20 protein-coding genes and 3 pseudogenes are annotated in these 25030 nt (G+C 69.8%); 1 reads left to right on the top strand and 22 read right to left on the bottom strand.

Annotated features, from left to right (window positions below):
• Window positions 1-153: 153 nt before the first annotated feature.
• The 12 genes and pseudogenes from metK to pyrR form a co-directional block, all read right to left on the bottom strand.
• Window positions 154-1350 carry a methionine adenosyltransferase gene (metK, locus tag ACFTE1_RS07865; RefSeq protein WP_380621801.1) on the bottom strand — a complete coding sequence of 399 codons (1197 nt, stop codon included), beginning with the start codon at window positions 1348-1350 and terminating at the stop codon, window positions 154-156.
• A 138-nt stretch (window positions 1351-1488) separates the two neighbouring features.
• Window positions 1489-2691, bottom strand: a complete 1203-nt coding sequence (gene coaBC / locus ACFTE1_RS07860) for a bifunctional phosphopantothenoylcysteine decarboxylase/phosphopantothenate--cysteine ligase CoaBC (RefSeq protein ID WP_380621803.1) — start codon at window positions 2689-2691, stop codon at window positions 1489-1491.
• An 83-nt stretch (window positions 2692-2774) separates the two neighbouring features.
• A complete protein-coding gene (gene rpoZ, locus ACFTE1_RS07855) occupies window positions 2775-3038 on the bottom strand; it encodes a DNA-directed RNA polymerase subunit omega (protein WP_380621804.1) in 264 nt (87 codons plus the stop codon).
• Between the two features lie 96 nt (window positions 3039-3134).
• Window positions 3135-3713: a guanylate kinase gene (gmk, locus tag ACFTE1_RS07850; RefSeq protein ID WP_380621805.1), complete on the bottom strand. Its 579-nt coding sequence runs from the start codon at window positions 3711-3713 to the stop codon at window positions 3135-3137.
• A gap of 20 nt (window positions 3714-3733) precedes the next feature.
• Window positions 3734-4057 (bottom strand): integration host factor, actinobacterial type, encoded by a 324-nt coding sequence (gene mihF / locus ACFTE1_RS07845; protein ID WP_380621807.1) that lies wholly within the window; start codon window positions 4055-4057, stop codon window positions 3734-3736.
• Between the two features lie 392 nt (window positions 4058-4449).
• A complete protein-coding gene (pyrF, locus tag ACFTE1_RS07840; RefSeq protein WP_380621809.1) occupies window positions 4450-5367 on the bottom strand; it encodes an orotidine-5'-phosphate decarboxylase in 918 nt (305 codons plus the stop codon).
• Window positions 5368-5992: 625 nt separating this feature from the next.
• Window positions 5993-7027: pseudogene (locus ACFTE1_RS07835) on the bottom strand (quinone-dependent dihydroorotate dehydrogenase); the annotation flags it as partial.
• Between the two features lie 155 nt (window positions 7028-7182).
• Window positions 7183-10545 carry a carbamoyl-phosphate synthase large subunit gene (gene carB / locus ACFTE1_RS07830; RefSeq protein ID WP_380621811.1) on the bottom strand — a complete coding sequence of 1121 codons (3363 nt, stop codon included), beginning with the start codon at window positions 10543-10545 and terminating at the stop codon, window positions 7183-7185.
• The gene (gene carA, locus ACFTE1_RS07825; RefSeq protein ID WP_380621813.1) at window positions 10538-11728 is read right to left on the bottom strand and encodes a glutamine-hydrolyzing carbamoyl-phosphate synthase small subunit; all 1191 of its coding nucleotides are present in this window, start codon (window positions 11726-11728) and stop codon (window positions 10538-10540) included. The genes carB and carA overlap by 8 nt, the downstream gene beginning before the upstream one ends.
• Window positions 11729-13045 (bottom strand): dihydroorotase, encoded by a 1317-nt coding sequence (locus tag ACFTE1_RS07820; protein ID WP_380621815.1) that lies wholly within the window; start codon window positions 13043-13045, stop codon window positions 11729-11731.
• The gene (locus ACFTE1_RS07815; protein WP_380621817.1) at window positions 13045-13962 is read right to left on the bottom strand and encodes an aspartate carbamoyltransferase catalytic subunit; all 918 of its coding nucleotides are present in this window, start codon (window positions 13960-13962) and stop codon (window positions 13045-13047) included. Before ACFTE1_RS07815 ends, ACFTE1_RS07820 begins: the two co-directional genes overlap by 1 nt.
• A pseudogene (gene pyrR, locus ACFTE1_RS07810) lies at window positions 13959-14535 on the bottom strand (bifunctional pyr operon transcriptional regulator/uracil phosphoribosyltransferase PyrR). The gene ACFTE1_RS07815 and the pseudogene pyrR overlap by 4 nt, the downstream one beginning before the upstream one ends.
• Window positions 14536-14954: 419 nt before the next feature.
• Between pyrR and ACFTE1_RS07805 the strand changes: the two are divergent.
• Window positions 14955-15455, top strand: a complete 501-nt coding sequence (locus ACFTE1_RS07805; RefSeq protein WP_380621821.1) for a transcriptional regulator — start codon at window positions 14955-14957, stop codon at window positions 15453-15455.
• Between the two features lie 103 nt (window positions 15456-15558).
• On the opposite strand, the gene nusB is transcribed toward ACFTE1_RS07805, so the two are convergent.
• The 10 genes and pseudogenes from nusB to ACFTE1_RS07755 all read right to left on the bottom strand — a co-directional run bounded on the left by nusB (window position 15559) and on the right by ACFTE1_RS07755 (window position 25004).
• Window positions 15559-16092: a transcription antitermination factor NusB gene (gene nusB, locus ACFTE1_RS07800; protein ID WP_380621823.1), complete on the bottom strand. Its 534-nt coding sequence runs from the start codon at window positions 16090-16092 to the stop codon at window positions 15559-15561.
• A 2-nt stretch (window positions 16093-16094) separates the two neighbouring features.
• Window positions 16095-16658, bottom strand: a complete 564-nt coding sequence (efp, locus tag ACFTE1_RS07795; RefSeq protein ID WP_380621825.1) for an elongation factor P — start codon at window positions 16656-16658, stop codon at window positions 16095-16097.
• A 66-nt stretch (window positions 16659-16724) separates the two neighbouring features.
• Window positions 16725-18275: a YfcC family protein gene (locus ACFTE1_RS07790; RefSeq protein WP_380621827.1), complete on the bottom strand. Its 1551-nt coding sequence runs from the start codon at window positions 18273-18275 to the stop codon at window positions 16725-16727.
• An 8-nt stretch (window positions 18276-18283) separates the two neighbouring features.
• The gene (locus ACFTE1_RS07785) at window positions 18284-19801 is read right to left on the bottom strand and encodes a YfcC family protein (RefSeq protein WP_380621829.1); all 1518 of its coding nucleotides are present in this window, start codon (window positions 19799-19801) and stop codon (window positions 18284-18286) included.
• 19 nt (window positions 19802-19820) lie between these two features.
• The gene (locus tag ACFTE1_RS07780) at window positions 19821-21125 is read right to left on the bottom strand and encodes a M20/M25/M40 family metallo-hydrolase (protein ID WP_380621889.1); all 1305 of its coding nucleotides are present in this window, start codon (window positions 21123-21125) and stop codon (window positions 19821-19823) included.
• 88 nt (window positions 21126-21213) lie between these two features.
• On the bottom strand, window positions 21214-21636 hold the full coding sequence (gene aroQ, locus ACFTE1_RS07775) for a type II 3-dehydroquinate dehydratase (RefSeq protein WP_380621831.1): 423 nt from the start codon (window positions 21634-21636) through the stop codon (window positions 21214-21216).
• On the bottom strand, window positions 21633-22727 hold the full coding sequence (gene aroB / locus ACFTE1_RS07770) for a 3-dehydroquinate synthase (RefSeq protein ID WP_380621891.1): 1095 nt from the start codon (window positions 22725-22727) through the stop codon (window positions 21633-21635). Before aroB ends, aroQ begins: the two co-directional genes overlap by 4 nt.
• Window positions 22728-22730: 3 nt before the next feature.
• Window positions 22731-23207 (bottom strand): annotated as a pseudogene (locus ACFTE1_RS07765) (shikimate kinase); the annotation flags it as partial.
• Window positions 23200-24387 (bottom strand): chorismate synthase, encoded by a 1188-nt coding sequence (gene aroC / locus ACFTE1_RS07760; RefSeq protein ID WP_380621833.1) that lies wholly within the window; start codon window positions 24385-24387, stop codon window positions 23200-23202. The gene aroC and the pseudogene ACFTE1_RS07765, both read right to left, overlap by 8 nt.
• A 95-nt stretch (window positions 24388-24482) precedes the next feature.
• Entirely contained in the window at window positions 24483-25004 is a 522-nt protein-coding gene (locus tag ACFTE1_RS07755; protein ID WP_380621836.1) for a hypothetical protein, read from the bottom strand.
• Window positions 25005-25030 lie beyond the last annotated feature (26 nt).

The raw sequence follows: 25030 nt of genomic DNA, 5'->3' as shown, positions 1-25030 counted from the left end.
TGTAACCACGACCCGCCGACTCCGGCCGGGCCTCGCCCGCCTCGTTCCGCCCGGCTCACCCCCGCCGGCCCCGGGGACGGAACCGCCTGCGGGCACGGTGAAGCCGCCGACGACCGAGTCGTCGGCGGCTTCACCGTGACGCGTTGCGGCGGCCTACTCGCCGACGGCGGACTTCAGCGCCGCCGCGCGGTCGGTCGACTCCCACGTGAACTCCGGCAGCTCGCGGCCGAAGTGCCCGTAGGCGGCGGTCTTCGAGTAGATCGGGCGCACGAGGTTCAGGTCCCGGATGATCGCGGCGGGGCGCAGGTCGAAGACCTCGCGGATGGCCGTCTCGATGCGCGCCGGGTCGACCGCGGCGGTGCCCTGCGTGTCCACCGCAAGGCTCACCGGAGCGGCCTTGCCGATCGCGTAGGCCACCTGGATCTCGCAGCGTTCGGCCAGTCCGGCCGCCACCACGTTCTTGGCCACCCAGCGGGCCGCGTAGGTCGCCGAGCGGTCCACCTTCGACGGGTCCTTGCCCGAGAAGGCGCCGCCGCCGTGGCGGGCGTAGCCGCCGTAGGTGTCGACGATGATCTTGCGCCCGGTCAGGCCCGCGTCGCCCATCGGCCCGCCGATCTCGAAGCGGCCGGTCGGGTTGACCAGGAGGTTGTAGTCGCTGATGTCCAGTTCGAGGCCCTCGACCACCGGAGCGATGACGTGCTCGGCGATGTCGGGCGTCATGAGGGTCTCCAGGGAGATGTCCGGAGCGTGCTGCGAGGAGACCACGACGGTGTCCAGGCGGACCGGCCGCTGCCCCTCGTACTCCACCGTCACCTGGGTCTTGCCGTCCGGGCGCAGGTAGGGCACAACGCCCTCCTTGCGGACCTGGGTCAGACGCTGGGACAGGCGGTGCGACAGCGCGATGGGCAGGGGCATCAGCTCCGGCGTCTCGCGGCAGGCGTAGCCGAACATGAGGCCCTGGTCCCCCGCGCCCTGCAGGTCCAGCTCGTCGTGGGCCGCGGCGTCCTGGCGGGACTCGTAGGCCTTGTCCACGCCCTGGGCGATGTCGGGCGACTGGCTCCCGATCGAGACCGACACGCCGCAGGAGGCGCCGTCGAAGCCCTTCTTGGAGGAGTCGTAGCCGATGCGGAGGATCGTGTCGCGGACGATGGCGGCGACGTCGGCGTAGGCCGCGGTCGTCACCTCGCCCGCCACGTGGACCTGGCCGGTGGTGATCAGGGTCTCGACGGCCACGCGGCTGGCGGGGTCCTCCGTCAGCAGGGCGTCCAGGACCCCGTCGGAGATCTGGTCGGCGATCTTGTCCGGGTGGCCTTCGGTGACCGACTCGGAGGTGAATAGGCGACGTGCCACGGTGCTCCTCAATCGTGCAGTAGTCGACCCCTCGTCGGGTCGGGGACGTGCGGTGGCGCGACCGTAGCCGCGCGTGCAGATTTCCATTTTAGGGCACGAATATCGTGTCACCCAATTCCCACACGCCCGGATGCGATGTCAGTCGCGTTCACCATCTGGGACGAGGCGTTCCGCGATGTGGCCGATCAGGGCGTGGGCGACGGCGTCCTTGTCCGACTCCGCGAGCTCGGCGACCACTCCCCCGGCGTCCAGCAGGCTCACGGCGTTGCGGTCCGAGCCGAAGACGCGCCCGGCGGAGACGTCGTTGTACACGGCCAGGTCGGCGTTCTTCTTCGCGAGCTTCTTCTGGGCGTTGGCCAGGCCGTCGTCGGTCTCGGCGGCGAAGACCACCAGCACCTGGCCGGGCCTCTTCGCCTCGCCGAGAGCGGCCGCGATGTCGGGGTTCGGGTGGAGTTCCAGGTCGAGCGTGTCACCCGTCCGCTTGATCTTGCGCTCGGAGAAGTCCGCGCGGAAGTCGGCCGGGGCGGCGGCGAGGACGGCGGCGTCGGCGTCGGGGAAGGCCCGGGCGCTCGCCTCCAGCAGCTCGACGGTCGTGTTCACCCGCTCGAAGGAGACCCCGGCGGGGACGGGAGTCGACATGTGCGCCCCGATGAGGTGGACGTCGGCCCCCGCGGCGGCAGCGGCGGCGGCGATGGCCGCGCCCTGCTTGCCCGAGGAGTGGTTGCCTATGAAGCGGACGGGGTCGATCGACTCCCGGGTCCCGCCGGCCGAGACGACGATCCGGTATCCGGACAGGTCCGCCGGCGGCCCGTGCGTGTAGGCCTTGAGGAGGGTGAAGAGCTCCTCCGGTTCGGGCAGGCGGCCCGCGCCGGTGTCCTTGCCGGTCAGGCGCCCGACGGCGGGCTCGACGACATGGGCTCCGCGCTCGCGCAGCGTGGCGACGTTGGCGCGGGTGGCGGCGTTCTCCCACATCTCGGTGTGCATGGCGGGGGCGTAGACGACCGGGCACGTGGCGGTGAGGAGCGTCGAGGTCAGCAGGTCGTCGGCGCGGCCGGTCGCGGCGCGGGAGAGCAGGTCGGCCGTCGCGGGGGCGACCGCCACCAGGTCGGCCTCGCGGCCCAGCTTGACGTGGCGGACCTCGTCGACGTCCTCGAAGACCTCGCTGGTCACCGGGTGCCCGGAGAGGGCCTCCCAGGTCGCGCGGCCGACGAAGTTCAGGGCCGAGGCCGTGGGAACCGGGACCACGTCGTGGCCGGCCTCCTTGAGCAGCCGCAGCAGGATGGCCGACTTGTAGGCGGCGATGCCGCCGCTGATCCCCAGGACGATGCGCACGGAGCCCAACCCTTCTCGAAAAACGGCGTATACGTGAGCGGGGCCCGGCGCAGAGTGCACTGCGGCCGGGCCCCGTTCGAGTCTGTCAGACCCTAACCCTCGGTTTTGCGGGTCTCGAGGAGTCCCTTGTCGTACTCGCGCAGGGCGATCGACAGCGGCTTCTCCTCCGGCGTGGTCTCCACCAGCGGACCGACGTACTCCAGAAGGCCCTCTCCCAGCTGGGAGTAGTAGGCGTTGATCTGGCGGGCGCGTTTGGCGGCGTAGATGACCAGCTGGTACTTCGACTGGGTGCGATCGAGCAGTTCGTCGATCGGCGGGTTCGTGATGCCGACTGGGTCGGCTACTGTCCCAGGCACGTGTTTCCCTTCGCAGGTATTTAGGTGTTCGCAGATGGAACTTCGGTTGGTCTCCGGACGACCGCCGCACCGACGCGGCGGACTCGACTCGGGCCTCTAGTGGGCCGCTTTAACCGGAGAGCCGAGCAATTCTACCAATTCCGTGGCCGCCTGTTCAACAGAGACGTTCACGATTGTGTGGTCGAACTCAGGTTCGGCCGTCAGCTCCTCGCGAGCCGCGCTCAGGCGGCGCTCGATGGTCGCCGCGTCCTCGGTCCCCCTGCCGGTCAGGCGGCGCACGAGCTCTTCCCAACTCGGCGGGGCCAGGAATACCAGCTGGGCCTCGGGCATGGACACCCGGACCTGCCGGGCGCCCTGGAGGTCGATCTCCAGCAGGGCGGGCAGACCCGCCTCCAGCTGGCGCTCGACCGGCCCGCGGGGAGTCCCGTAGAGGTTGCCCGAGAAGGACGCCCACTCCAGGAACTCCCCGGCAGCGATCATCTCTTCGAATCGCTCGTGCGAGACGAAGTGGTAGTCAACCCCGTCGGTCTCACCGGGCCGGGGGGACCGCGTCGTCGCGCTGACCGAGAGCCATACCCACGGGTAGTGCTGCTGGATCAGAGCCTTGACGCTGCCCTTCCCGACCCCGGAGGGACCGGCCAAGACGGTCAAACGCTGGGCGTTGATGCTGCTCACAGGTCAACTACTACCCGATACTAGGCGTTGTCGGAGCTGAACTCGGCCAAAAGGGCGGCGCGCTGGTGCTCGCCCAGCCCGCGCAGGCGACGGGAGTCGGCGATCTTCAGCTTCTCCATGATCTGCACGGCGCGCTTGTCGCCGATGCCAGGGAGGGCCTTCAGAACGGCCGAGACCTTCATCTTGCCGGCGATGTCGTCCGTGGCGGCCGACTTCAGAACCTCTTCGAGGCTCTTCTGGCCGGACTTCAGCTGTTCTTTGAGCTCAGCGCGCGCTTTGCGGGCGGCGGCGGCCTTCTTCAGTGCTTCTTGACGTTGTTCCGGCGTCAGTTTAGGGAGCGGCACGGGGTCTCCTTGCAGTCTATCGATGTCTTCATCCCCCGCCCCTGGACGGGGGATCCGGTCCGTAACCACGGTGTAGTTACTTTTTCGTTGTTGTTAGCCGAGGATAGTACCTGCTTGCCGAGTTTGGCGAGCCTATCCGGCCAATGCGAGGCACTTCTCAGCCCATTTCCCAGCTCAGACCGGAGAATCCCAGTGAAACCCCAGCTAGAGCCCGGTATTGCCGACCGGTTCTCCGCGCACGGAATCCGGAGCCCCCACCTGCGAAGCCTTCGCGGCTGTGCAGGTGGGAACGGGTCTGCCTTGAAGCATACCCGGCGAGGGAACTGTAACCCCTCGGTGCGACACGTCGACGCGCGGGGAGGGGTTTCCCCCCTTCGGGGAACAATTCCCGGTCATTGCCCTGTGGCTCTGCGGACTTCGTCCTGGAGTCGCGTGACGGCCTCGCGGAGGCGGGCCGGAGAGGGGCCTTCGCGGGATATCTGCCGGGAATAGGTGGGAATCGCCTGGTCACGGGCCGGACCGAGGACGCGTGCCAGGTCACCGGGCTTGCCGCCCTGGGCGCCCATGCCCGGCACCAGGATCGGGCCGTTGAGGTGGGCCAGGTCGTGCGCCGCGTCACGGTGCTTGACCGAGGTGTGAGTAATGCCGTAAGTCGACTCACTCAAACGCGCGTCGTCTGCCGAGACGCACGGCCCGATCGTCGCTCCGACCACCACTCCGAAGGAGCCCATGGGGTCGGTGTCGCCGTTGTGCGTGGCGACCTCGTCGATGACGGCCTGCGCCACCGTCTGCCCGTCGCGCTTGCGCGCCAGCTGGACGCGCTTGCCCTCCGGGTTGGAGGTGCGGGCGAGGACGAAGACGCCCTTGTTGTGCGCCAGCGCCAGGTCGAAGGCCGGCTGGAGCGAGCCCACGCCCAGGAAGGGGCTGACGGTGATCGCGTCGACCGCCAGTGGCGAGGACGGGTCCAGGTAGGCCTCGGCGTAGGCCTGCATGGTCGAGCCGATGTCGCCGCGCTTGACGTCCAGGACGACCTGGACGCCCGCCTCGCGGGCGGCGGCGACGGTCTTCTCCAGCACCGCCACGCCCTTGGAGCCGAACCGCTCGTAGAACGCCGACTGGGGCTTGACGAAGCCGACGGCTCCGGCGACGGCCTCGACCATGGCCATGGAGAACCGCTCCAGGCCCTCGGGGTCGTCCTCGAGTCCCCAGGACTGGAGGGTCGAGGAGTGGGGGTCTATCCCCGCGCACAGAGGTCCGTATTTCTCGAACATGCGGTTCACGCGGGCGCCGAAGGGCGCTGTCTCTGGCACCGGAGGCACATCCTTTCAAGAAGGCGCTGGATACAGGGCGCTGTGAAGTTCTCTTACAGGTCGACTCTTGAGTGTAGGCCGATGCGGGCGCGCTCGGCCAATCACCGTGGTCCGGCCGTCCCTCCGGGCGTCAGCCCGGCGGAGTCGGTTCGGGACGGCCGGGTTCGTCCGGCCCCTGGTCAGAGGAGTCGTCCGGAGCGCGGTGGCGCCCCCGGGAGGTCCTCGGACCCGACGGGATCCCGCTGGGCGGGGTCGGATTCTGGACAGGGTGGCCGCCCGTCTGCGGCCGAGGGCTCTGCACGGGGTGGCCGCCGGTCCGCGGCTGAGTGCTCTGGACCGGGTGGCCGCCGGTCCGCGGGGCGCTCGGCATCGCTCCGGGCGGGGGAGGCGTGGCACCCGTCGCCGGCGGTGTCGGGCCCGCCGGAGGAGGCGTCGAACCCGACGGCGGTGGCGTCGACGCGGCGGGAGGCGGTGTCGGGCCTGCCGGTGGCGGGGTCGAGCCCGTAGGCGGCGGTGTGGAACCCGCGGGAGGCGGGGGCGAGCCCGCCGGCGGCGGCGAGGGCGGCACTACGGGGGCCTGCACGGAGTTGCTGTGCGCGTGGGCCGGCGGGATGGACATGCGGCGCCGGTAGCGCTTGACCGACTGCTTCACCAGGCCCGGGCCGCCGTAGATGAAGCCCGTGTACAGCTGCACCAGGGAGGCGCCGGCGTCGAACATGGCCTCGACGTCGTCGGGCGTCATGAGCCCGCCCGAGCCGATGATCGGCAGCTTCCCGTCCGTCTCGCGGTGCACGAACTTGACGACCGACCGCGAGTACTCCGTCAGCGGGCGCCCCGACAGGCCGCCGGCCTCGGGGGCCAGGTGGGCGTCGGAGTCGGCGATGCCGTCGCGGGTGAGGGTCGTGTTGGTGGCGATGATGCCGCTGACCTTCGCGTCGACGGCCACCTCCAGCAGCTCGGAGATCGCCTGCAGCGTCAGGTCCGGGGCGATCTTGAGGAAGATGGGCCGCAGCGGCCGTCCGGCCGCCTGGGTCACCCCTTCGGAGTAGAGGGCCCCCAGCAGCTCGCGCAGCCGCGAGGCGTCCTGGAGCTGGCGCAGCCCCGGGGTGTTGGGGCTCGACACGTTGACAGCGAAGTAGGAGGCGTAGGGGTAGAGCTGGCGCAGCGAGGTCAGGTAGTCCTCGACGGCGTCCTCCACCGGGGTGATCTTGGTCTTTCCGATGGACACCCCGATCGGGCTGTTGACCTTCGGCGAGGCGGCCAGGCGGTTGGCCAGCGCGCGGGCGCCCTCGTTGTTGAAGCCCATGCGGTTGATGATCGCCCGGCTGTCCTTCAGCCGGAACATGCGCGGCGCCGGGTTGCCCGGCTGGGCCTGCGCGGTGACCGTTCCGACCTCGGCGAACCCGAATCCGAGCGAGGGCCAGGCCCCGACTGCCTCGCCGTTCTTGTCCAGCCCGGCGGCCAGTCCGATCGGGTTGGGGAAGTGCATTCCCGCGACCTCGACGGGGGCCTGCAGCTGGTTGAGCCGCTGCAGGCGCTGCCGCAGCCAAGGGGTCTCGGCCACCCGCCTGAGCCTCTTCATGGTGAAGGCGTGGGCGGCCTCGGGGTCGCCTTTGCCCCACCGGAAGAGCACGGGGCGCGCGATTTTCTGGTAGAGCATTACAGGTCCTCCTGACGTGGCTTACCAGTTAATTCTGTTGAAAGGGCCTTGAGGAGTCTAGGCGAGGGCGGAGCGGCCCCGCTCCGGCGCCGAGCCCGGCTGTTGCCTCCGACTCGAATCGGGCCCCGGACTGTCCGTCCGGGGCCCATTGTCCGCTATTTCTCGTCGACGCTGTGCAGCTTCTGCAGTGGACTGACCGAGAGCTCGCCTCGGGCGGCGGCCTCGATCCCCATCACGGCCGCTCCCGCGCCCTGGATCGTGGTGATGCAGGGGACGTCGGCCACGACGGCCGCGGTGCGGATCTCCCAGCCGTCGGTGCGCGGCCCCGAGGAGGCCGACGGCGTCGTGATGACCAGGTCGACCTCTCCGGACTTGATGAGCTCCACCGCGTCCGGGGCCCCTTCGAGCCCCTGCGAGTGGCGGCCGACGGGGGTGAACGCGATGCCGTGGCGTTTGAGCACCAGGCCGGTCCCCACCGTCGCGTAGACCTCGAACCCGAGCGAGACCAGCTGCTGCACCGGGAAGACGATGGAGCGCTTGTCGCGGTCGGCCACCGAGACGAACACCCTGCCCCGAGCGGGTGCGGCGGCCTTGCCGGCGCCTTCCCGGGGCGCGGCCGGGCCGACGGGGGCGGGCAGGCGCCCGTGCACGGCCAGGGTGGACTTGGCGAAGGCCAGGCCGAAGGTCGAGTCGATGCCCATGACCTCGCCGGTGGACTTCATCTCGGGCCCCAGCAGCGCGTCGATGCCGCCCCCCTCGGAGGTGCGGAAGCGCTTGAACGGGAGGACGACCTCCTTGACGCTGATGGGCGCGTCGGCTCCCAGGTCCGAGCCGTCGCCCTCGGCGGCCAGCAGGCCCTCCCCGCGCAGCTCCGCGATCGTCGACCCTGCCATGATGCGGGCGGCGGCCTTGGCCAGCGGGTGGCCGGTGGCCTTGGAGACGAACGGGACCGTGCGCGAGGCGCGCGGGTTGGCCTCCAGGACGTAGAGCTGCTCGTCCTTCAGCGCGTACTGGACGTTCATCAGCCCCCGCACGCCGATGGCGAAGGCCAGGCGCGAGGTGTAGCGGCGGATCTGCTCCATGACGTCGGAGCCGAGCGTGACGGGCGGCAGCGCGCAGGAGGAGTCTCCGGAGTGGACCCCGGCCTCCTCGATGTGCTCCATGACGCCGCCGAGGTAGAAGTCCTCGCCGTCGCACAGGCAGTCCACGTCGATCTCGACCGCGTCGTCGAGGAAGCGGTCGACCAGGACCGGGTGCTCCGGGCTCGCCTCGGTGGCCCGGGCGATGTAGTCCTCCAGGCTGGCCTCGTCGTAGACGATCTCCATGCCGCGCCCGCCCAGCACGTAGGAGGGGCGCACGAGCACCGGGTAGCCGATGCCCCCGGCGACCTCCTTGGCCTCCGCGAACGACGTCGCGACGCCGCCGGCGGGATAGACCAGGCCCTCGGCGTGCAGCAGGCGCTCGAAGACGCCGCGGTCCTCGGCGTTGTCGATCGCCTCGGGCGAGGTGCCGATGACCGGCAGCCCGTCGGCCTCCAGGCGCTTGGCCAGCGCCAGCGGGGTCTGCCCGCCGAGCTGGACGATGACGCCGACGACGCCCTCGCCTCCCGCGGCCTTCCCGGAGGAGTCCTCGGCGTGGTAGACCTCGGTGACGTCCTCGAAGGTGAGCGGCTCGAAGTAGAGCCGGTCGGCGGTGTCGTAGTCGGTCGAGACGGTCTCGGGGTTGCAGTTGACCATGATCGTCTCGTAGCCGGCCTCCCGCAGGGCCTGGACGGCGTGGACGCAGGAGTAGTCGAACTCGATGCCCTGGCCGATGCGGTTGGGGCCCGAGCCGAGGATCATGATCTTCTGCTTCGCCGAGGGCTCGACCTCGGTCTCCTCGTCGTACGAGGAGTAGTGGTAGGGCGTCTTCGAGGCGAACTCGGCCGAGCAGGTGTCGACGGTCTTGAAGACCGGGCGGACGTCCAGGCGGTGGCGCAGTTCGCGCACGCCCGCCTCGCCGGCCAGCTCCGGCCGCAGGGCCGCGATCTGGGCGTCGGAGCAGCCGGCCCGCTTGGCCCGGCGCAGCAGCGCCGCGTCGAGGATGTCGGCCCCGGAGACCTCCTCGCTCAGGGCGACGAGCTCGGCGACCTGGTCGAGGAACCACGGGTCGATCTTGCTCGCCTCGTGGACCTGTTCGACCGTGGCGCCCAGGCGCAGCGCCCGCTCCACGGAGTAGAGGCTGCCCTCGCGGGCCGTGCGCAGGTCCTCCATGGTGGACTCGACGGTCGCGCCCTCCGGGTCCGGGCTCGTCCAGAAGCCGCCGGACTTGGTCTCGGAGGAGCGCAGGGCCTTCTGCAGGGCCTGCTTGAAGGTCCGCCCCAGGCTCATCGCCTCGCCGACGGACTTCATGGTCGTCGTCAGCGTCGGGTCGGCGCCGGGGAACTTCTCGAACGCGAAGCGCGGCACCTTGACCACGACGTAGTCCAGTGCCGGCTCGAAGGCGGCCGGGGTCGCCCTGGTGACGTCGTTGGGGATCTCGTCGAGCGTGTAGCCGATGGCCAGCTTGGCCGCGATCTTGGCGATCGGGAAGCCGGTGGCCTTGGAGGCGAGCGCCGAGGAGCGGGAGACGCGCGGGTTCATCTCGATGACGATGATCCGCCCGTTCTCCGGGTCGATCGCGAACTGGATGTTGCAGCCGCCGGTGTCGACGCCGACCTCGCGGAGCACCGCGATGCCGATGTCGCGCATGTGCTGGTACTCGCGGTCGGTGAGCGTCATGGACGGCGCCACGGTCACGGAGTCCCCGGTGTGGACGCCCATGGGGTCGATGTTCTCGATGGAGCAGACGACGACCACGTTGTCCTTGCGGTCGCGCATGAGCTCCAGCTCGTACTCCTTCCAGCCCAGGACGCTCTCCTCGATGAGCACCTCGGTGGTCGGGGACTCGGCCAGGCCGTTGCCGGCGATGCGCTCCACGTCCTCGTCGGTGTAGGCCATGCCGGAGCCCAGCCCGCCCATGGTGAAGGAGGGCCGGATGACGGCCGGGAGGCCGAGGTCGGCGACGGTCGCGCGGACCTCCTCCATGGAGTGGCAGGTCGCCGAGCGCGGGACGTCGCCGCCGACCTTGCGCACGACCTCCTTGAACTTCTGGCGGTCCTCGCCGCGCTGGATGGCGTCGAAGTCGGCCCCGATGAGCTCGACGTCGTACTTCTCCAGGATCCCCTGGTCGTGCAGCTCGATGGCCGCGTTGAGGGCCGTCTGCCCGCCGAGGGTCGGCAGGAGCGCGTCGGGGCGCTCGGTGGCGATGATCTGCTCGATGATCCCCGACTCGATCGGCTCCACATAGGTCGCGTCGGCGACCTCGGGGTCGGTCATGATCGTCGCCGGGTTGGAGTTGACCAGCGTGACGCGCATGCCCTCCGACCGCAGGACGCGGCAGGCCTGGGTCCCGGAGTAGTCGAACTCGGCGGCCTGTCCGATCTGGATCGGGCCCGACCCGATGACGAGGACGTGGTCGATGTCTTGGCGTTTAGGCATTCTGCTCGGCCCCTTTGCTGGACTCGATGAGGCGGACAAGGCGGTCGAAGAGGTAGTCGGCGTCGTGGGGTCCGGCGGCGGCCTCCGGGTGGTACTGGACGGAGAAGGCCGGGACCTCGCGGCAGGTGAGCCCTTCGACGACGTTGTCGTTGAGGCAGACGTGGCTGACCTCGACCTCGCCGAACTCCGTCGAGAAGACCGGCGTCCCTCCCCGGTGCGCGCTCGGGTCGAAGTCGCCTGAGACGGTGGCGGGCCGGGCGCCGTCGGGCATCTCCAGGGCGAAGCCGTGGTTGTGGGCGGTGACCTCGACCTTCTCGGTGTGGCGGTCGAAGACCGGCTGGTTGATCCCCCGGTGGCCGTACTTGAGCTTGTAGGTGCCCAGGCCCAGCGCGCGGCCGAGGATCTGGTTGCCGAAGCAGATGCCGAAGACCGGGACGCGGCGGCGCAGCAGCTCCCGCGTCAGCGCGACCTGGTCGCCTGCCGTGGCCGGGTCGCCGGGGCCGTTGGAGAGGAAGACCGCGTCGGGCTCCGTCGACAGCAGGTCCTCGGCCGTGGCCGAGGCGGGGAAGACGTGGGTCTCGATGCCGCGCGCGGCCATGCTGCGCGGCGTGTTGCGCTTGATGCCGAGGTCGAGGGCCGCCACGGTGTAGCGCTTCTCCCCTTCGGCGGCGACGGTGTACCTCTCGGCCGTGGTCACCTCGTCCACGAAGGAGGCGCCGGCCATCTCCGGGCTCGCCTTGACGCGTTCGAGCAGCTCGGCGGCGTCCTCGGTCGCGGAGGAGACGCCGACGCGCATGGCGCCGCGCTCGCGCAGGTGGCGGGTCAGCGCGCGGGTGTCGATCCCGCAGATGCCGACGACGCCCTGCTCCTCGAGCCACTCCTCCAGGCCCTTCTCGCTGCGCCAGTTGGAGGGGCGCGGCGAGGGGTCGGCGATGGCGTAGCCGGCGACCCAGACGCGGTCGGACTCGTCGTCCTCGGAGTTGATCCCCGTGTTTCCGATCTGCGGGGCGGTCTGGCAGACGACCTGGCCGTAGTAGGACGGGTCGGTGAGGGTCTCCTGGTAGCCGGTCATGGCCGTGTTGAACACGGCCTCGCCGAAGGTCTCACCGACGGCGCCGTAGGACTCGCCGCGGAAGGCGCGGCCGTCCTCCAGGACCAGGATGGCGGGTTTGCGAGCGGTCATCTACTTCTCTCCCATGTCGTCGTTGAGCTTCCCGTCCAGGACGGTCGGCGTTCCGCGCAGGAAGGTGGACTGCACGACGACGGGCAGCTCCATTCCGGCGTAGGGCGTGTTGGTCGAAAGGCTGGCGAGGTCCTCTCCGCGGACCGTCCAGCGGGCGGAGGGGTCGACGAGGGTCAGGTTGGCCTCGGCCCCCTCGGCGGGGTCCTGTCCGTGGCCGGCGAGGCCGGCGATCCTGGCGGGCGTGCGCGAGGTGCGCTCGGCGACGACGTCCCAGTCCGCGTCGTCCACTCCGCCGAGCGCCTCGACGGTGATGGACAGGGCGGTCTCGAGGCCGAGCATGCCGGGCCTGGCGGCGGCCCACTCGCAGTCCTTGTTCTCCGTCGAGTGCGGCGCGTGATCGGTGGCCACGGCGTCAATGATTCCCTCGGCGAGGGCCTCGCGCAGGGCTTTGACGTCTTCGCTGACGCGCAGCGGAGGGTTGACCTTGAAGACCGGGTCGTAGCCGCCGACGGCGGAGTCGGTCAGGATCAGGTGGTGCGGGCAGACCTCGGCGGTCACGTCGATCCCCCGCTCCTTGGCATTGCGGATGATGTCCACGCTGCGGGCCGTGGAGATGTGGCAGAAGTGGACGCGGCTGCCGAGGTACTCGGCCAGCAGCACGTCGCGGGCGATGATGGAGGTCTCGGCGACCTCGGGCCAGCCGACCATGCCGAGCTCGGCCGAGACGGCGCCCTCGTTCATCTGGGCGCCGTCGGTCAGGCGCGGCTCCTCCGCGTGCTGGGCGACCAGTCCGCCGAAGCCCTTGACGTACTCCAGGGCGCGGCGCATGACCAGCGGGTCGTGCACGCACTTGCCGTCGTCGGAGAAGACGCGGACGTTCGCGTCCGAGGCGTGCATCTCGCCCATGGCGGCGAGGCGCTCGCCGGCGAGGCCGACGGTGACGGCCCCGATGGGCTGCACGTCGACGTACCCGGCCTCGCGTCCGAGGCGGGCGACCTGCTCGACGATCGCCGGGGTGTCGGCCACCGGCGTCGAGTTGGCCATGGCGCAGACGGCGGTGTAGCCGCCCTTGGCCGCGGCGCGGGATCCGGAGAGGACGGTCTCGCTCTCCTCGTAGCCCGGCTGGCGCAGGTGGGTGTGGAGGTCGACGAGGCCCGGCAGGGCGATCAGCCCGTCGGCGTCGACGACCTGGGCACCGGAGGCGGAGAGGCTGCCGGTCTCGACGACGCGCCCGTCCGCGAGGAGCAGGTCGGTGCGGCCGCGCCCGAGGACGTCGGCCCCCTTGACGAGGATCTTGTTCCCAGGGGTTCCGGTCATTAGAGCTCTCCGTTCGTCAGCAGCAGGTAGAGGACGGCCATGCGGACCCAGACTCCGTTGGAGACCTGGTCGACGATGGTGGTGCGGTCGGAGTCGGCCACGGCCGAGGCGATCTCGAGCCCCCGGTTCATGGGTCCGGGGTGCATCACCACGGCGTCGGCCGGCAGTTTGCCGGCGCGGCGCTCGTCGAGGCCGTAGAGCAGCGAGTACTCGTGCTCGGTCGGGAAGAAGGAGCCCAGCATGCGCTCGCGCTGGACGCGGAGCACCATGACCGCGTCGGAGTCGGGCAGGGCGGGGTCGAGGTCGTAGGAGACCTCGGCGGGCCAGGAGCCGATGTCCTTGGGCATGAGGGTGGGCGGTCCGACCAGGCGGACGCGGGCGCCCAGGGTGCTCAGCAGCCACACGTTGGAGCGGGCCACCCGGCTGTGCAGGATGTCGCCGACGATCATGACGGTCTTGCCGTCCACTCCGCCCAGCCGCTGCCTGAGCGAGTAGGCGTCCAGCAGCGCCTGCGTCGGGTGTCCGCGCAGGCCGTCGCCGGCGTTGACGACGTGGCTGGGCAGCCAGCCCGAGAGCCGCTCGGGCACTCCGGCGGCGGCGTGGCGGACCACGACGGCGTCGGCGCCCATGGCCTGCAGCGTCAGGGCGGTGTCCTTGAGGGACTCGCCCTTGTTGAGGCTGGAGGTCTTGGCGGCGAAGTTGACCACGTCGGCGCTGAGCTTCTTGGCGGCGGTCTCGAAGGAGACGCGGGTGCGGGTGGAGTCCTCGAAGAAGAGGTTGACCACGGTGCGGCCCCGCAGGGCCGGGAGCTTGGGGACCTCGCGGCCGGTGACGGCGTCGGCCATCTCGGCGGCCTGGTCCAGGATGAGCTCGGCGGAGTCGCGGCTCAGCTCCTTGGTGTCGATCAGGTGCCTCACTCTTCTCCCCCGCTCAGTTCGACGGCGTCGCGGCCGTCGTACTCGTCCAGGCGCACCGAGACCTTCTCGGCGCGGGAGGTCGGGATGTTCTTGCCGACGTAGTCGGCGCGGATCGGCAGCTCGCGGTGGCCGCGGTCGACCAGGACGGCCAGCTGGACCTGCGCCGGGCGGCCCAGGTCGTAGAGGGCGTTGAGAGCCGCGCGGATGGTGCGTCCGGAGTAGAGGACGTCGTCGACGAGGACGACGCGCTGCTCGTCGATGCCGCCGGCCGGCAGCTCGGTCGGCCCCAGTGGCCGCAGCGCGTTGCGCGAGAGGTCGTCGCGATAGAGGGTGATGTCGAGGGTTCCGGCGGGAACGGGGGGCGCCGGAGAACCGTTCGAGGCGCTCGGCCAGCCGTCCGGCCAGGGCCACGCCCCGGGTGGGGATTCCCAGGAGGATCGTGTCCTCGGCTCCCTTGGTCTTCTCCAGGATCTCGTGCGCCATGCGGTTGACGACGCGGTTGATGTCGTCCGAGGCGAGGATCGATTTGACCCCCGGCGGACTCTCGGCCTGTTTCCGGGCATGCGAAACCATGGCCTGACCTCCTTCTCCGCCTCACGGGACGGTTCTTAAAGGGTGGGTCTGCCGCCGAGCTCTCCCGAACCCGGGGCAGCGGTTGTCCACGCTGAATTGTACGCCCTCGCCGGTCCGGGGCCCATAGCTCGTTCGATAATGTGAGGGACCCCTACGGCGCGCTTCACACGTTTGGTACCGTTTTGACAGTCAGTAGCGATCGCCGACCCCACTCGCAGGCGCGCGCTCCGACGTCGGAGGGGCGGAAGATAACCGTCCTGACGTGGGGAAAAACCCTCCGGTTCCGCGGTGACGCCGCCTCGGTCCGAACGAGAATTTCTCCACAATCGGAGAAGGGGACCTTGTTTCCGTCACCGATAGTAGTCAACAATAGGAACAGCCCCTTTTTATAACGACAAATACTTGGAGTTGATCTCAACGTGGCGACTTCCGAATACGCTAAAAGCCTGGGCAACCGCCTACGCGACATTCGCATGCAGCAGGGCCTGTCCCTCCAGGGAGTGGAGGACAAGTCCGATGGTCGCTGGAAAGCGGTAGTCATCGGCTCCTACGAGCGCGGAGACCGGTCCATCACCGTCTCCCGCCTGTCGGAGCTGGCCGACTTCTACCGTGTGCCGGTCTCCGAACTGCTTCCCAACGAGCTCCCCGAGCCGATCGAGAAGCCGGAGAAGGTCGTGCTCAACCTTGAGGCCCTCTACGACCACCCGGATTCCGAGCTGGAGCACATCGCCAAACTGGCCCGCAACATCCAGCAGCGCCGCGGCGACTACAACGGCCGGATCCTGTCCATCCGCGCCGACGACCTGGCCACTCTGGCGGTGGTCTACGGGACCACCCCGAGCGGTTTGGTGGAGAAGCTCGAGGACTACGGCGTCGTAGTACACGACGTTCAGGCCTTCTTCGCCAAGGACGGCGAATAGACCCGACCACACCCGAAGGGGCCGAGGAATCACTTCCTCGGCCTCTTCGGTGCGTTCTGGGGTCCGTGCGGGCACTGTCCGCAGTGCACCGCCCGACCGGCCGCTAGGCGCGCTCTCCGCCCTCGTCGACGGTGTCGGCTCCGCCCGGTGCGGGTTCGGCGTCGGCGTTCGGTCCGGACTGCGCGGCCCGCGCGCTCTCCCTGGCGATGCGGTCGAGCACCGCGTTGTAGAACGCCGGGTCGTCGCTGGAGCCCAGCTGCTCGGCCACGCGCATGGCCTCCTTGATGGCCACCACGTCGTCGACGTCCTCGCGGAAGAGGATCTCGTTGGCGGCGACGCGGAGGATGTTCCGGTCCACGGCGGGCATGCGGTCGAGCGTCCACCCCTGGCTGGCCGAGGTGATGGCCCCGTCCACCTCGCGCAGGTGGTCGGCCACGCTCTCCACCAGCTCCTGGGAGTAGGCGGGGAGGCGGGGCGCCTCGTGCGGGTCCTCCATGTAGCGGCGGCGCCGTTCGGCGAGGACGTCCAGGACGTCCTTGTCGCGGCTCTCGGCCTCGTAGAGGATCTCCACGGCCCGCGCGCGGGCGCGCGAGCGCGCGCCCAGCTCGGGGTGCTTCTTGCCTGAACTTCTGCCCACGGTTACGACGCCCGCGAGAGGTAGTCGCCAGAACGGGTGTCGACCTTGACCTTCTCGCCTTCCTCGATGAACAGGGGCACCTGGATCTCGGCGCCGGTCTCGAGCGTCGCGGGCTTGGTGCCGCCGGAGGAGCGGTCGCCCTGGAGCCCGGGCTCGGTGTGCTTGACGGACAGTTCGACGGCGGCGGGGAGCTCGACGAACAGGGCCTTGCCGTCGTGCATGGCGACGACGACGTTCGAGTTCTCGAGCATGTAGTCGGCCGCGCCGCCGACCAGCTCGGGGCTGAGCGGGATCTGGTCGTAGTCCTCCAGGTCCATGAACACGTGGTCGGTGCCGTCGTGGTACAGGTACTGCATGTCGCGGCGGTCGACGGTCGCGGTCTCGACCTTGACGCCGGCGTTGAAGGTCTTGTCGACGATCTTGCCGGACAGGACGTTCTTCAGCTTCGAGCGCACGAAGGCCGGGCCCTTGCCGGGCTTGACGTGCAGGAACTCGACGACCTGCCAGAGCTCTCCGCCGTCGAGTTTGAGGACCATGCCGTTTTTGAGGTCGTTAGTGGTTGCCACTGATAGTTCTCCGTTGATAGGGACGAGTACACCGACAGTCAATCATACTCACCGGGGCGGCCCGGCTCACGCGAGGAACGCGCCGACTGTGAGGAAGGCGGACACGGTGAGGAGGAGAAGGCCCAGCAGAGGGGCCAGGAATCGCACGTATTTGTCGTAGGGGACCTTGGCGAGGGCGAGTCCGCCCATGACGACCGCGGAGGTGGGGGTGATGAGGTTGACCCACCCGGAGGCCGCCTGCCAGGCGGTGACGGACAGGGAGCGGGGCACTCCGGCGAAGTCGGCCAGGGGCGCCATGATGGGCATGACCAGGGTGGCCGATCCGGAGCTGGAGGGGACGAGGAAGCTGATGGGGATGTTGGCGAGGAAGACGGCGACGCTGAAGGTGGCGCCTCCGGTTCCGGAGACGGCCCCTTCGAGGGAGTTGAGGACGGTGTCGGTGATGTGGGCGTTGTTCATGATGACGGTGACGCCGCGGGCGAGGATGATGATCAGGCCGGCGCCGACGAAGTCGCCGAAGCCGGCGATGATGCCGTCGGTGGTGCCCTTTTCGCCGAGTCTGCCGATGGCGCCGACGACGACGGCCATGACGAGGAAGAGGACGGAGAGCTCGGGGAAGAACCAGTCCAGCTGCCAGGGGTAGGGGTCGGCCTCGTGGCCTTGGATGACGCTGGCCCAGGGGACGATGGAGAAGATCATGAACGCGAAGGTGAGGCCGACGGTCCAGAGGATGGTCTTCTGGCGTCCGGTGAGCGGTTCGGGCATGGGGGCGGCCGTCGCGTCGATGTCGTGGTCGCCGTCGAGGTAGCCGGAGAGGGAGCGGGCGGGGTTGCGCTTGACGCGGATGGCGTAGCGCAGGACGTAGGCGATGACGAGGGTGGTGAGGCAGACCCACATGGCCAGGCGCAGGGCGATGCCGTCGCCGACGCTGGTGCCGGCGATGCCCGAGGCGATCCCGGTGGCGAAGGGGTTGACCGTCGAGCAGATGACTCCGATGCCGGAGCCTCCGATGATGACTCCGACGGCGGTCATGCGGTCGTAGCCCAGGGCGAGGATGAGCGGGACGATGAGGGCGTAGAAGCCGAGGGTCTCCTCGGCGAAGCCCTCGACGGTGCCGGCGAGGGCGAAGACGGCCATGATCGCGGTGATGAGGGTGAGTCCGCGGTCCTGGAGGCGGTGGGCGAGGCGGCCGATGCCGCGTTCGAGGGCTCCGGAGTTCATGACGACGGTGATGTAGGCGCCGACGGAGAGGACGTAGAGGAAGATGCCCGCGGCACCGTACAGTTCGCCGCTGGCGTCGGGGGCGATGGCTCCGGTGGCGGCGTCCTTGACGCCGTAGAGGCCGTTGACGGGCGCCATGAAGAGGTCTTTGAGCCGGTCCATGAAGCTCTGGTCGACGGCGGTGGGCTCGTAGGTGCCCTGGACGGGGCGGCCGTCGCCGTCGGTCTCGTAGCTTCCGGGCGGTATGAGGAAGGCGGCGAGCCACACGAGGACCGTCACCAGGGCGATGACGGTGTAGGCGCTGGGGAAGGAGAACTTCCCCTTCTTCTTTCCAGGGGGGAGCGGGGAGCCCGGAGTCGCGGGGCTCCCCTGCTCGGTGGTGGTCTGCGTGTTCACCGATCCAACTAACTTGTCCAGGCCGCTATCGCTAGGAAAGCGCAGATGAGTACGAAGAGAATGCCCATGAGCGGCGCGACGAACCTGACGTATCTGTCGTATCGGACCTTCGCCAGGGCGAGGCCGCCCATGACCACTGCCGTAGTGGGCGTGACGAGGTTGATCCACCCGGAGGCCGACTGCCAGGCGGTGACGACCAGGGAGCGGGGGACCCCGGCGAAGTCGGCCAGCGGGGCCATGACGGGCATGGCGAGGGTGGCATGCCCGGAGGTCGAGGGGATCAAGAACGCCAAGGGAATGTTAACAATGAACACGCCCACACTGAACACGGCCGACGAGGTCCCGGACACAGCTCCTTCCAGGGAGTGGAGGACGGTGGAGGTGATCTCGGTGTTGTTCATGATGACGGTGACGCCTCTGGCCAGCACGATCACGAATCCGGCCCCGACGAAGTCGCCGAATCCCTCGACGATCTTGGAGGACATGGCCTTCTCCCCCAGCCCGCCGACGAGGCCGACGATGACGGAGGCCACCAGGAAGAGGGCGGTGAGTTCGGAGAAGTACCAGCCCAGTTCCCAGCCGTAGGGCTCGGCGTCGGGTCCCTTGATGATCTCCGACCAGGGCATGATCGAGAAGATCATGAACACGAAGGTGAGGACGACGAGCCACAGGGCGGTCTTCTGGCGCCCGGTGAGCGGGTCGGGTTCGGTGGTGGCCTCGATGTCGTGGTCGCCCTTCTGCCATCCCGACCAGGACTTCCCGGGGTCCTTCCTGACCCGGTTGGCGTACCAGAGCACGTAGGCGATGGTGACGGCGGTGAGGACGACGAGCATGGCGACTCGCAGGACGATGCCGTCCCCGATGGGGATGTCGGCGGCCGAGGAGGCGGTGCCGGTGGCGAAGGGGTTGACGGTGGAGCACAGGACGCCGACTCCGGCGCCGCAGATGATGGCTCCGACGGCGGTCATGCGGTCGTAGCCGAGGGCCAGCATGAGGGGGATGATGAGGGCGTAGAAGCCGAGGGTCTCCTCGGCGAAGCCCTCGACGGTGCCGGCGACGGCGAAGATGACCATGATGCCGACGATGAGGAGCAGGGAGCGGTTGCGCAGCCGGTAGGCGAGGCGGCCGATGCCGCGGTCCAGCGCCCCGGTGGCGAAGGTGACGGTGATGAAGGCGCCCACGGCGAGCACGAAGAAGAACACCGCCGCCGCCCCGTAGAGGTCTCCGGAGAGGTCGGGGCCGACCCTGCCGTCGGACTCCTGGATGCCGTAGAGGCCGTTGACCGGGGCGAGGAAGAGGTCGCGGAGGCGGTCTATGAAGGACTGGTCGGAGGCTATCTGCTCGTAGGTTCCGGAGACGGGCCTGCCGTCCTCGTCGGTGCGGTACTGCCCGGCGGGGATGAAGAAGGCGGCCAGCCACACCAGGAGGGTGACGATCGCCAGGACGGTGTAGGAAGAGGGGAAGCTCCACTTCCCGGCGGGCTGTTCCTCGTCGGTCTCGGCGGGTTCCTTGACGTCGGTGCTCATGGGCGGGTCGCCCCTCTCTCTATCGGCGGGTCTCGGCGAAGAGGCGGAGGAACTCGGCCTCGGCCAGGGCGGTATTCTCCAGTTCGCTGAGGAGGACGCGTTCGTTGAAGCCGTGGAGGCCGCACTTCCCGTCCTCGGCTCCGAGCATGAGGACTTCGGCGCCGGGGTTGGCCCGGGCCAGCGAGGTCGTCAGCGGGATGGAGCCGCCCATGGCCATGTCGACGGTCTCCTCTCCCCAGGCGGTCTCCATGGCGCGGGACATGGCGGCGTAGGCGGGTCCGTCGGTGCGGGCGGCGAAGCCGGACCCGGTGTCGCCGCCGGTGACCTTGAGGTCGATGCCGAAGGGGCGGGCCTTGCGGAGGTGCTCGACGACGGCCCTCTGGCCTTCGGCGGCGTCCTGTTCGGGGTGGACGCGGACGTTCAGGTAGGCCCTGGCGTAGGGCACGACGGCGGAGGCGGCGGTGTCGACCGGCGGGGCGTCGAGGCCGATGACCGTGACGGCCGGTCCGTACCAGAGGCGTTCGCCGACCGGTCCGGAGCCGATGAGCGGCATTCCCGGTTCCATGCCGGTGATCTCGGCGAACTCCTCGTCGGTGTAGTTCGCGCCCTCCCACGCGTCGCGGCGCAGCCCCTCGACGGCGACGTTCCCGTCCTCGTCGTGCAGTGTGGACAGCGCGCGGGTGAGCGCGAGGAGCGCGTCGGGGGCGGCTCCGCCGAACTGTCCTGAGTGCACCGGCGCTTTGAGGGTTCTCACCTCGACGAAGACGTCGGCCACACCGCGCAGGGCGGTGGTGAGGGTCGGGGTTCCGGCCCTGATGTTGCCGGTGTCGCACACCAGGATCGCGTCGGCCCGGAAGAGCTCGGGATTCTCGGGCGGGTAGTCGTCGAACGCGGAGCCGTACTCCTCCTGGCCCTCGATGACGATCTTCACGCCGACGGGAGGCCTGCCGTCGAAGGCCTTGAGCGCCCCGAGGTGGGCGACGACGTTGGCCTTGCAGTCGGCCGCGCCCCTCCCGTAGACCGCGCCGTCCACGGTGGTGGGAGTGAAGGGCGGCGTGTCCCAGGAGGTCTCGTCGCCGGAGGGCTGTACGTCGTAGTGCGCGTAGAGCAGCACGGTGGGGGCGCCCTCGGGCGCGGGGATCTCGCCGACGACGATGGGGGCCGTGTCGGGGAGGTCGAGGGTCCGCACCTCGGGGACTCCGGCCTCCCGCAATTGGGCGGCTATGTAGTCGCAGGCCTCCCTCACCCTGTCCTCGGGGTATCCGGGGAAGGCGATGGAGGGTATGGCGACCAGGTGTTCGAGCTTCTCGGTCAGCTCGGGCATGAGCCCGGCGATCCTATTGCGAAGGTCCACCGTCCCATGAAATCACCCGAGGCGTCCTCACGCGGGGAGTTCGTCGGTTTCTCCCCTGCTAGCGCGCCAGGTGCTCCAAGGCGAGGAGGTAGCCGTCCGTCCCCAGCCCCACCAGGATCCCGTCGGCGTGCGCCGATATATAGGAGTGGTGGCGGAAGGGCTCCCGTGAGTGCACATTGGAGATGTGCACCTCGATGACGGGTGCGGTCTTCTGCGCCACGGCGTCGGCGACTGCCACCGAGGTGTGGGTCCAGGCCGCGGCGTTCAGAATGACAGGGACGGAACCGTCGGCCGCCTCGTGGAGCCACTCGAGCATCTCGCCCTCGTGGTTCGTCTGGCGCGTCTCGACCGCGGCGCCGAGCTCCCGGCCGCGCTTCTCCAGCCGCGCCGCCAGGTCGTCGAGGGTCTCCGAGCCGTAGATGCCCGGCTCCCTCTTCCCCAGGCGGTTGAGGTTGGGGCCGTTGAGGACTAGGATCTTCACTCCGGGGCCTCCCCTTCCCTCACCCTGGCGAACGCCTCTCGCTGCGCCTCGACGGGCACGTCCGAGACCACCGCGGGCTCGGCGAGCGCGTCGAGGAGGACGAACCGCTGCGTCGCGCCGCGATTCTTCTTGTCCACGAGCATGGTGCCGTGCAGGGAGTCCCAGTCGGCTCCACTGTAGCGTGTGGGAAGCCCCACCGACTCCAGGATCGCCTCGACGCGCGCGACGAGGTCGGCCCTGCCGGTCAGGCGGCCCAGCTCGGCGGCGTAGACCATCCCGATGGCGACGGCCTCGCCGTGGCGCATGCGGTAGTCCTCGTGCTTCTCGATGGCGTGGGCGAGTGTGTGCCCGAAGTTGAGGAAGGCGCGCTTCCCCGTTTCCTTCAGGTCCTCGCCGACCACTTCGGCCTTGACCGCGATGGCACGGGCCATGAGTTCGGGCACGAGGTCGCCCGACGGGTCCAGGGCGGCCCGCGGGTCGTTCTCGATCAGCTCCAGGATGCCGGGGTCGGCGATGAAGCCGGCCTTGACGATCTCGGCCAGTCCCCCGGCAGCTTCCCGTTCCGGAAGGGTGCGCAGGTAGCGGGTGTCGCACAGAACCGCTCGCGGCGTGTGGAAGGCGCCGACGAGGTTCTTTCCGGCCGCGGTGTTGATGCCGGTCTTGCCTCCGACCGAGGCGTCGACGGCGCCCAGCAGGGAGGTGGGCACGTGGACGACGTCGATGCCGCGCAGCCAGGTGGCGGCGGCGAATCCGGCCAGGTCGGTGACCGCTCCGCCGCCGACGCCGACGACGAGGTCGGTGCGGGTGAAGGTCTCCTCTCCCAGCGCTTCCCAGCACTGGGCGAGCACCGAGAGGTCCTTGCCCTGTTCGGCGTCGGGAATCTCCAGGGTCACCACGTGCTTGGCGTCGATCAGGGGCGCGGCGATCTCGCGCGCGTGGGGCTCGGTCGAGGCGGTGTGGATGACGGCGACGCGGTCGGCGTCGGCGGCGTACTCCTCCAGGAGTCCGGCCGTCCCCGCGCCGATGTGCGCCTCGTAGGGGCGTTCGCGGTCGTTGACCGGAACGCTCCTCCACCGGGTGAGGCGGGCGATCTCGCGGGCGAGCCGCTCGGGGCTCTTGCCGGTCGTCTCGATCTCGTGGGTGGCGACCTGTCCGTAGAGGGGCAGGCGCTGTTCGGCCAGGGCTCGCAGGGTCGCCCTGGGGTTGACGCGCAGCAGCGGGCGCGGGGCGTCGAGTTGCGCGCGGCGCAGGGCCTCGGCGATCTCGACTTTGAGGTGGACGACGACGGGTTCGGCCAGGACGCGGCGGGTCTCCTCGCTGGTGACCGCTCCCCCGCCCAGGGAGAGTATGCCGCCGTGCTTCTCGACGGCCTCGGCGACGGCGGCCCTCTCCATGGCGCGGAAGGCCTCTTCGCCGTCGTCGACGAAGATCTCGCTGACGGGCTTGCCGGCCTTGGCGGCGATGTCCTCGTCGGTGTCGCGGAACTCGGCGCCGAGCAGGTCGGCGAGGGCTCTGCCTACGGTGGTCTTCCCGGCTCCGGGGAGGCCCACCAGGACGATCGGGTCACTCATCGATGCCGACCGCCAGGTTCTCGAGGTAGGACTTCGCGTTGCGCTCGGTCTCGCGGACGTTGTCGCCGCCGAACTTCTCCAGGGCGGCCTCGGCGAGGACGTATCCGATCATGCTCTCGGCGACGACGCCGCCGGCGGGAACGGCGCAGACGTCGGAGCGCTGGTTGATCGCCTCGGTGCTCTCGCCGGTGTCGACGTCGATGGTCTTGAGCGGGCGGGTCAGGGAGGAGATCGGCTTGAACGCGGCCGAGGCGCGCAGCGGCTGGCCGGTGGTGATGCCGCCCTCCAGGCCTCCGGCCCGGTCGGTGACGCGGTGGACGCCTCCCTCGGCGGGGACCATCTCGTCGTGGGCCTCGGAGCCGAAGGAGTGGGCCTGCATGAGCCCGTCGCCGATCTCGACGGCCTTGACCGACTGGATCGACATGAGCGCCGCGGCGATGCGGGTGTCCAGTTTGCGGTCCCACTGCACGTGGCTGCCCAGTCCGGGCGGGACCCGGTAGGCGATGACCTCGGCGACGCCGCCGAGGGTGTTGGCGTCCTTCTTGGCCCTGTCGACTTCGGCGACCATGCGGGCCGAGGCCTCGGGGTCGACGGTGCGCAGCGGGTCGGCGTCGACCTCGTCCAGACCGCCCGGTGCGGGGCGCAGTCCCTCCTTGACCGACACGGAGCCGATCGCGGTGATGTGGGAGAGGATCTCGATGCCCAGGGCCTGTTCGAGGAAGGCCTTGGCGATCGCTCCGCCCGCGACCCGCGCGGCGGTCTCCCGGGCGGAGGCGCGCTCCAGGATCTGGCGGGCGTCCTCGTGGGAGTACTTCTGCATGCCGGCGAGGTCGGCGTGGCCGGGGCGGGGGCGGCGCAACGGCGCGTTGCGGGCCAGGTTCTCCAGTTCCTCGGCGGGGACCGGGTCGGCGGACATCACCTTCTCCCATTTGGGCCACTCGGTGTTGCCGATCTTGACCGCGACGGGCGAGCCGAGGGTATAGCCGTGGCGGACGCCGCCGATGAAGGAGACCTCGTCGGCCTCGAACTTCATGCGCGCGCCGCGGCCGTAGCCGAGGCGGCGGCGGGCGAGCTCGGCGGCGATCTTCTCGCTCGAGACCTCGATTCCCGCGGGGAGTCCGTCAATCGTCACGACCAGTTCGGGGCCGTGGCTTTCTCCTGCTGTCATCCATCGCAACACCTCACAAGTGTGCCATGCGGGCGGGCCGCGCGGCGTCCGCGGCCCGCGCGTCCCAGGGTTTGAGCACAATGGTGACGGCCGGGTCACGCTCGGGTTCAGGAAGTCCCGGAGATGTGGACGACCATGCCGAGGAAGTAGAGGCCCACGACGGCGACGGTGGCTCCGAGCCCGGCGTAGTCGACGCCGCTGGGGGCCTCGAAGTCCGGGTCCCACCGCCGGTGGCCGACGGTGCCGGCGGTCAGGCCCAGGTTGATCGCGGCGAAGGCGGCGATGCCGATCCACAGGTCGGCGTCGTTGGAGTCGACGAGATCGCCGATCCCGGCCGCGGCGAGGAGCGCCACGGGCGGAGTCAGGGCGTAGAGGCCGGGCAGCGGGAGCTTCATCGTCCAGGCCGTCAGCGGCGAGAGCACGACGAACAGCGCGATGACGACGGTGATCAGCAGGATGAGGTCTCCCAGCGCGTCGAGACCGCGGCCGTCGGAGCCCCTGTTCACGACCTCTATGCCGACCAGCAGGCAGCCGGTCGGTATGAAGTAGGCGGCCCCGGCGGCGATGAGGCTGCGGACGAGCAGAGACGGAGGGAAGGGACGCTTCGGCTCCGGCGGAGAATCTCTCATAGACGCCACTCTAGGGAGCGGGCGCC

Source organism: Salininema proteolyticum (genome assembly GCF_042685645.1).
Classification (GTDB): Bacteria; Actinomycetota; Actinomycetes; order Mycobacteriales; family Micromonosporaceae; genus Salininema; species Salininema proteolyticum.
The sequence above is the reverse complement of the archived record's forward strand: the minus strand, read 5'-3'. Positions and strand labels throughout refer to the sequence as shown.

Excerpts from the sequence above, each read along its gene's own strand:
- ACFTE1_RS07780 (WP_380621889.1), bottom strand. The coding sequence starts at position 21,125 with ATGCCCGAGCTGACCGAGAAGCTCGAACACCTGGTCGCCATACCCTCC.
- carB (WP_380621811.1), bottom strand. The coding sequence starts at position 10,545 with ATGCCTAAACGCCAAGACATCGACCACGTCCTCGTCATCGGGTCGGGC.
- ACFTE1_RS07755 (WP_380621836.1), bottom strand. The coding sequence starts at position 25,004 with ATGAGAGATTCTCCGCCGGAGCCGAAGCGTCCCTTCCCTCCGTCTCTG.
- carA (WP_380621813.1), bottom strand. The coding sequence starts at position 11,728 with ATGACCGCTCGCAAACCCGCCATCCTGGTCCTGGAGGACGGCCGCGCC.
- ACFTE1_RS07820 (WP_380621815.1), bottom strand. The coding sequence starts at position 13,045 with ATGACCGGAACCCCTGGGAACAAGATCCTCGTCAAGGGGGCCGACGTC.
- ACFTE1_RS07785 (WP_380621829.1), bottom strand. The coding sequence starts at position 19,801 with ATGAGCACCGACGTCAAGGAACCCGCCGAGACCGACGAGGAACAGCCC.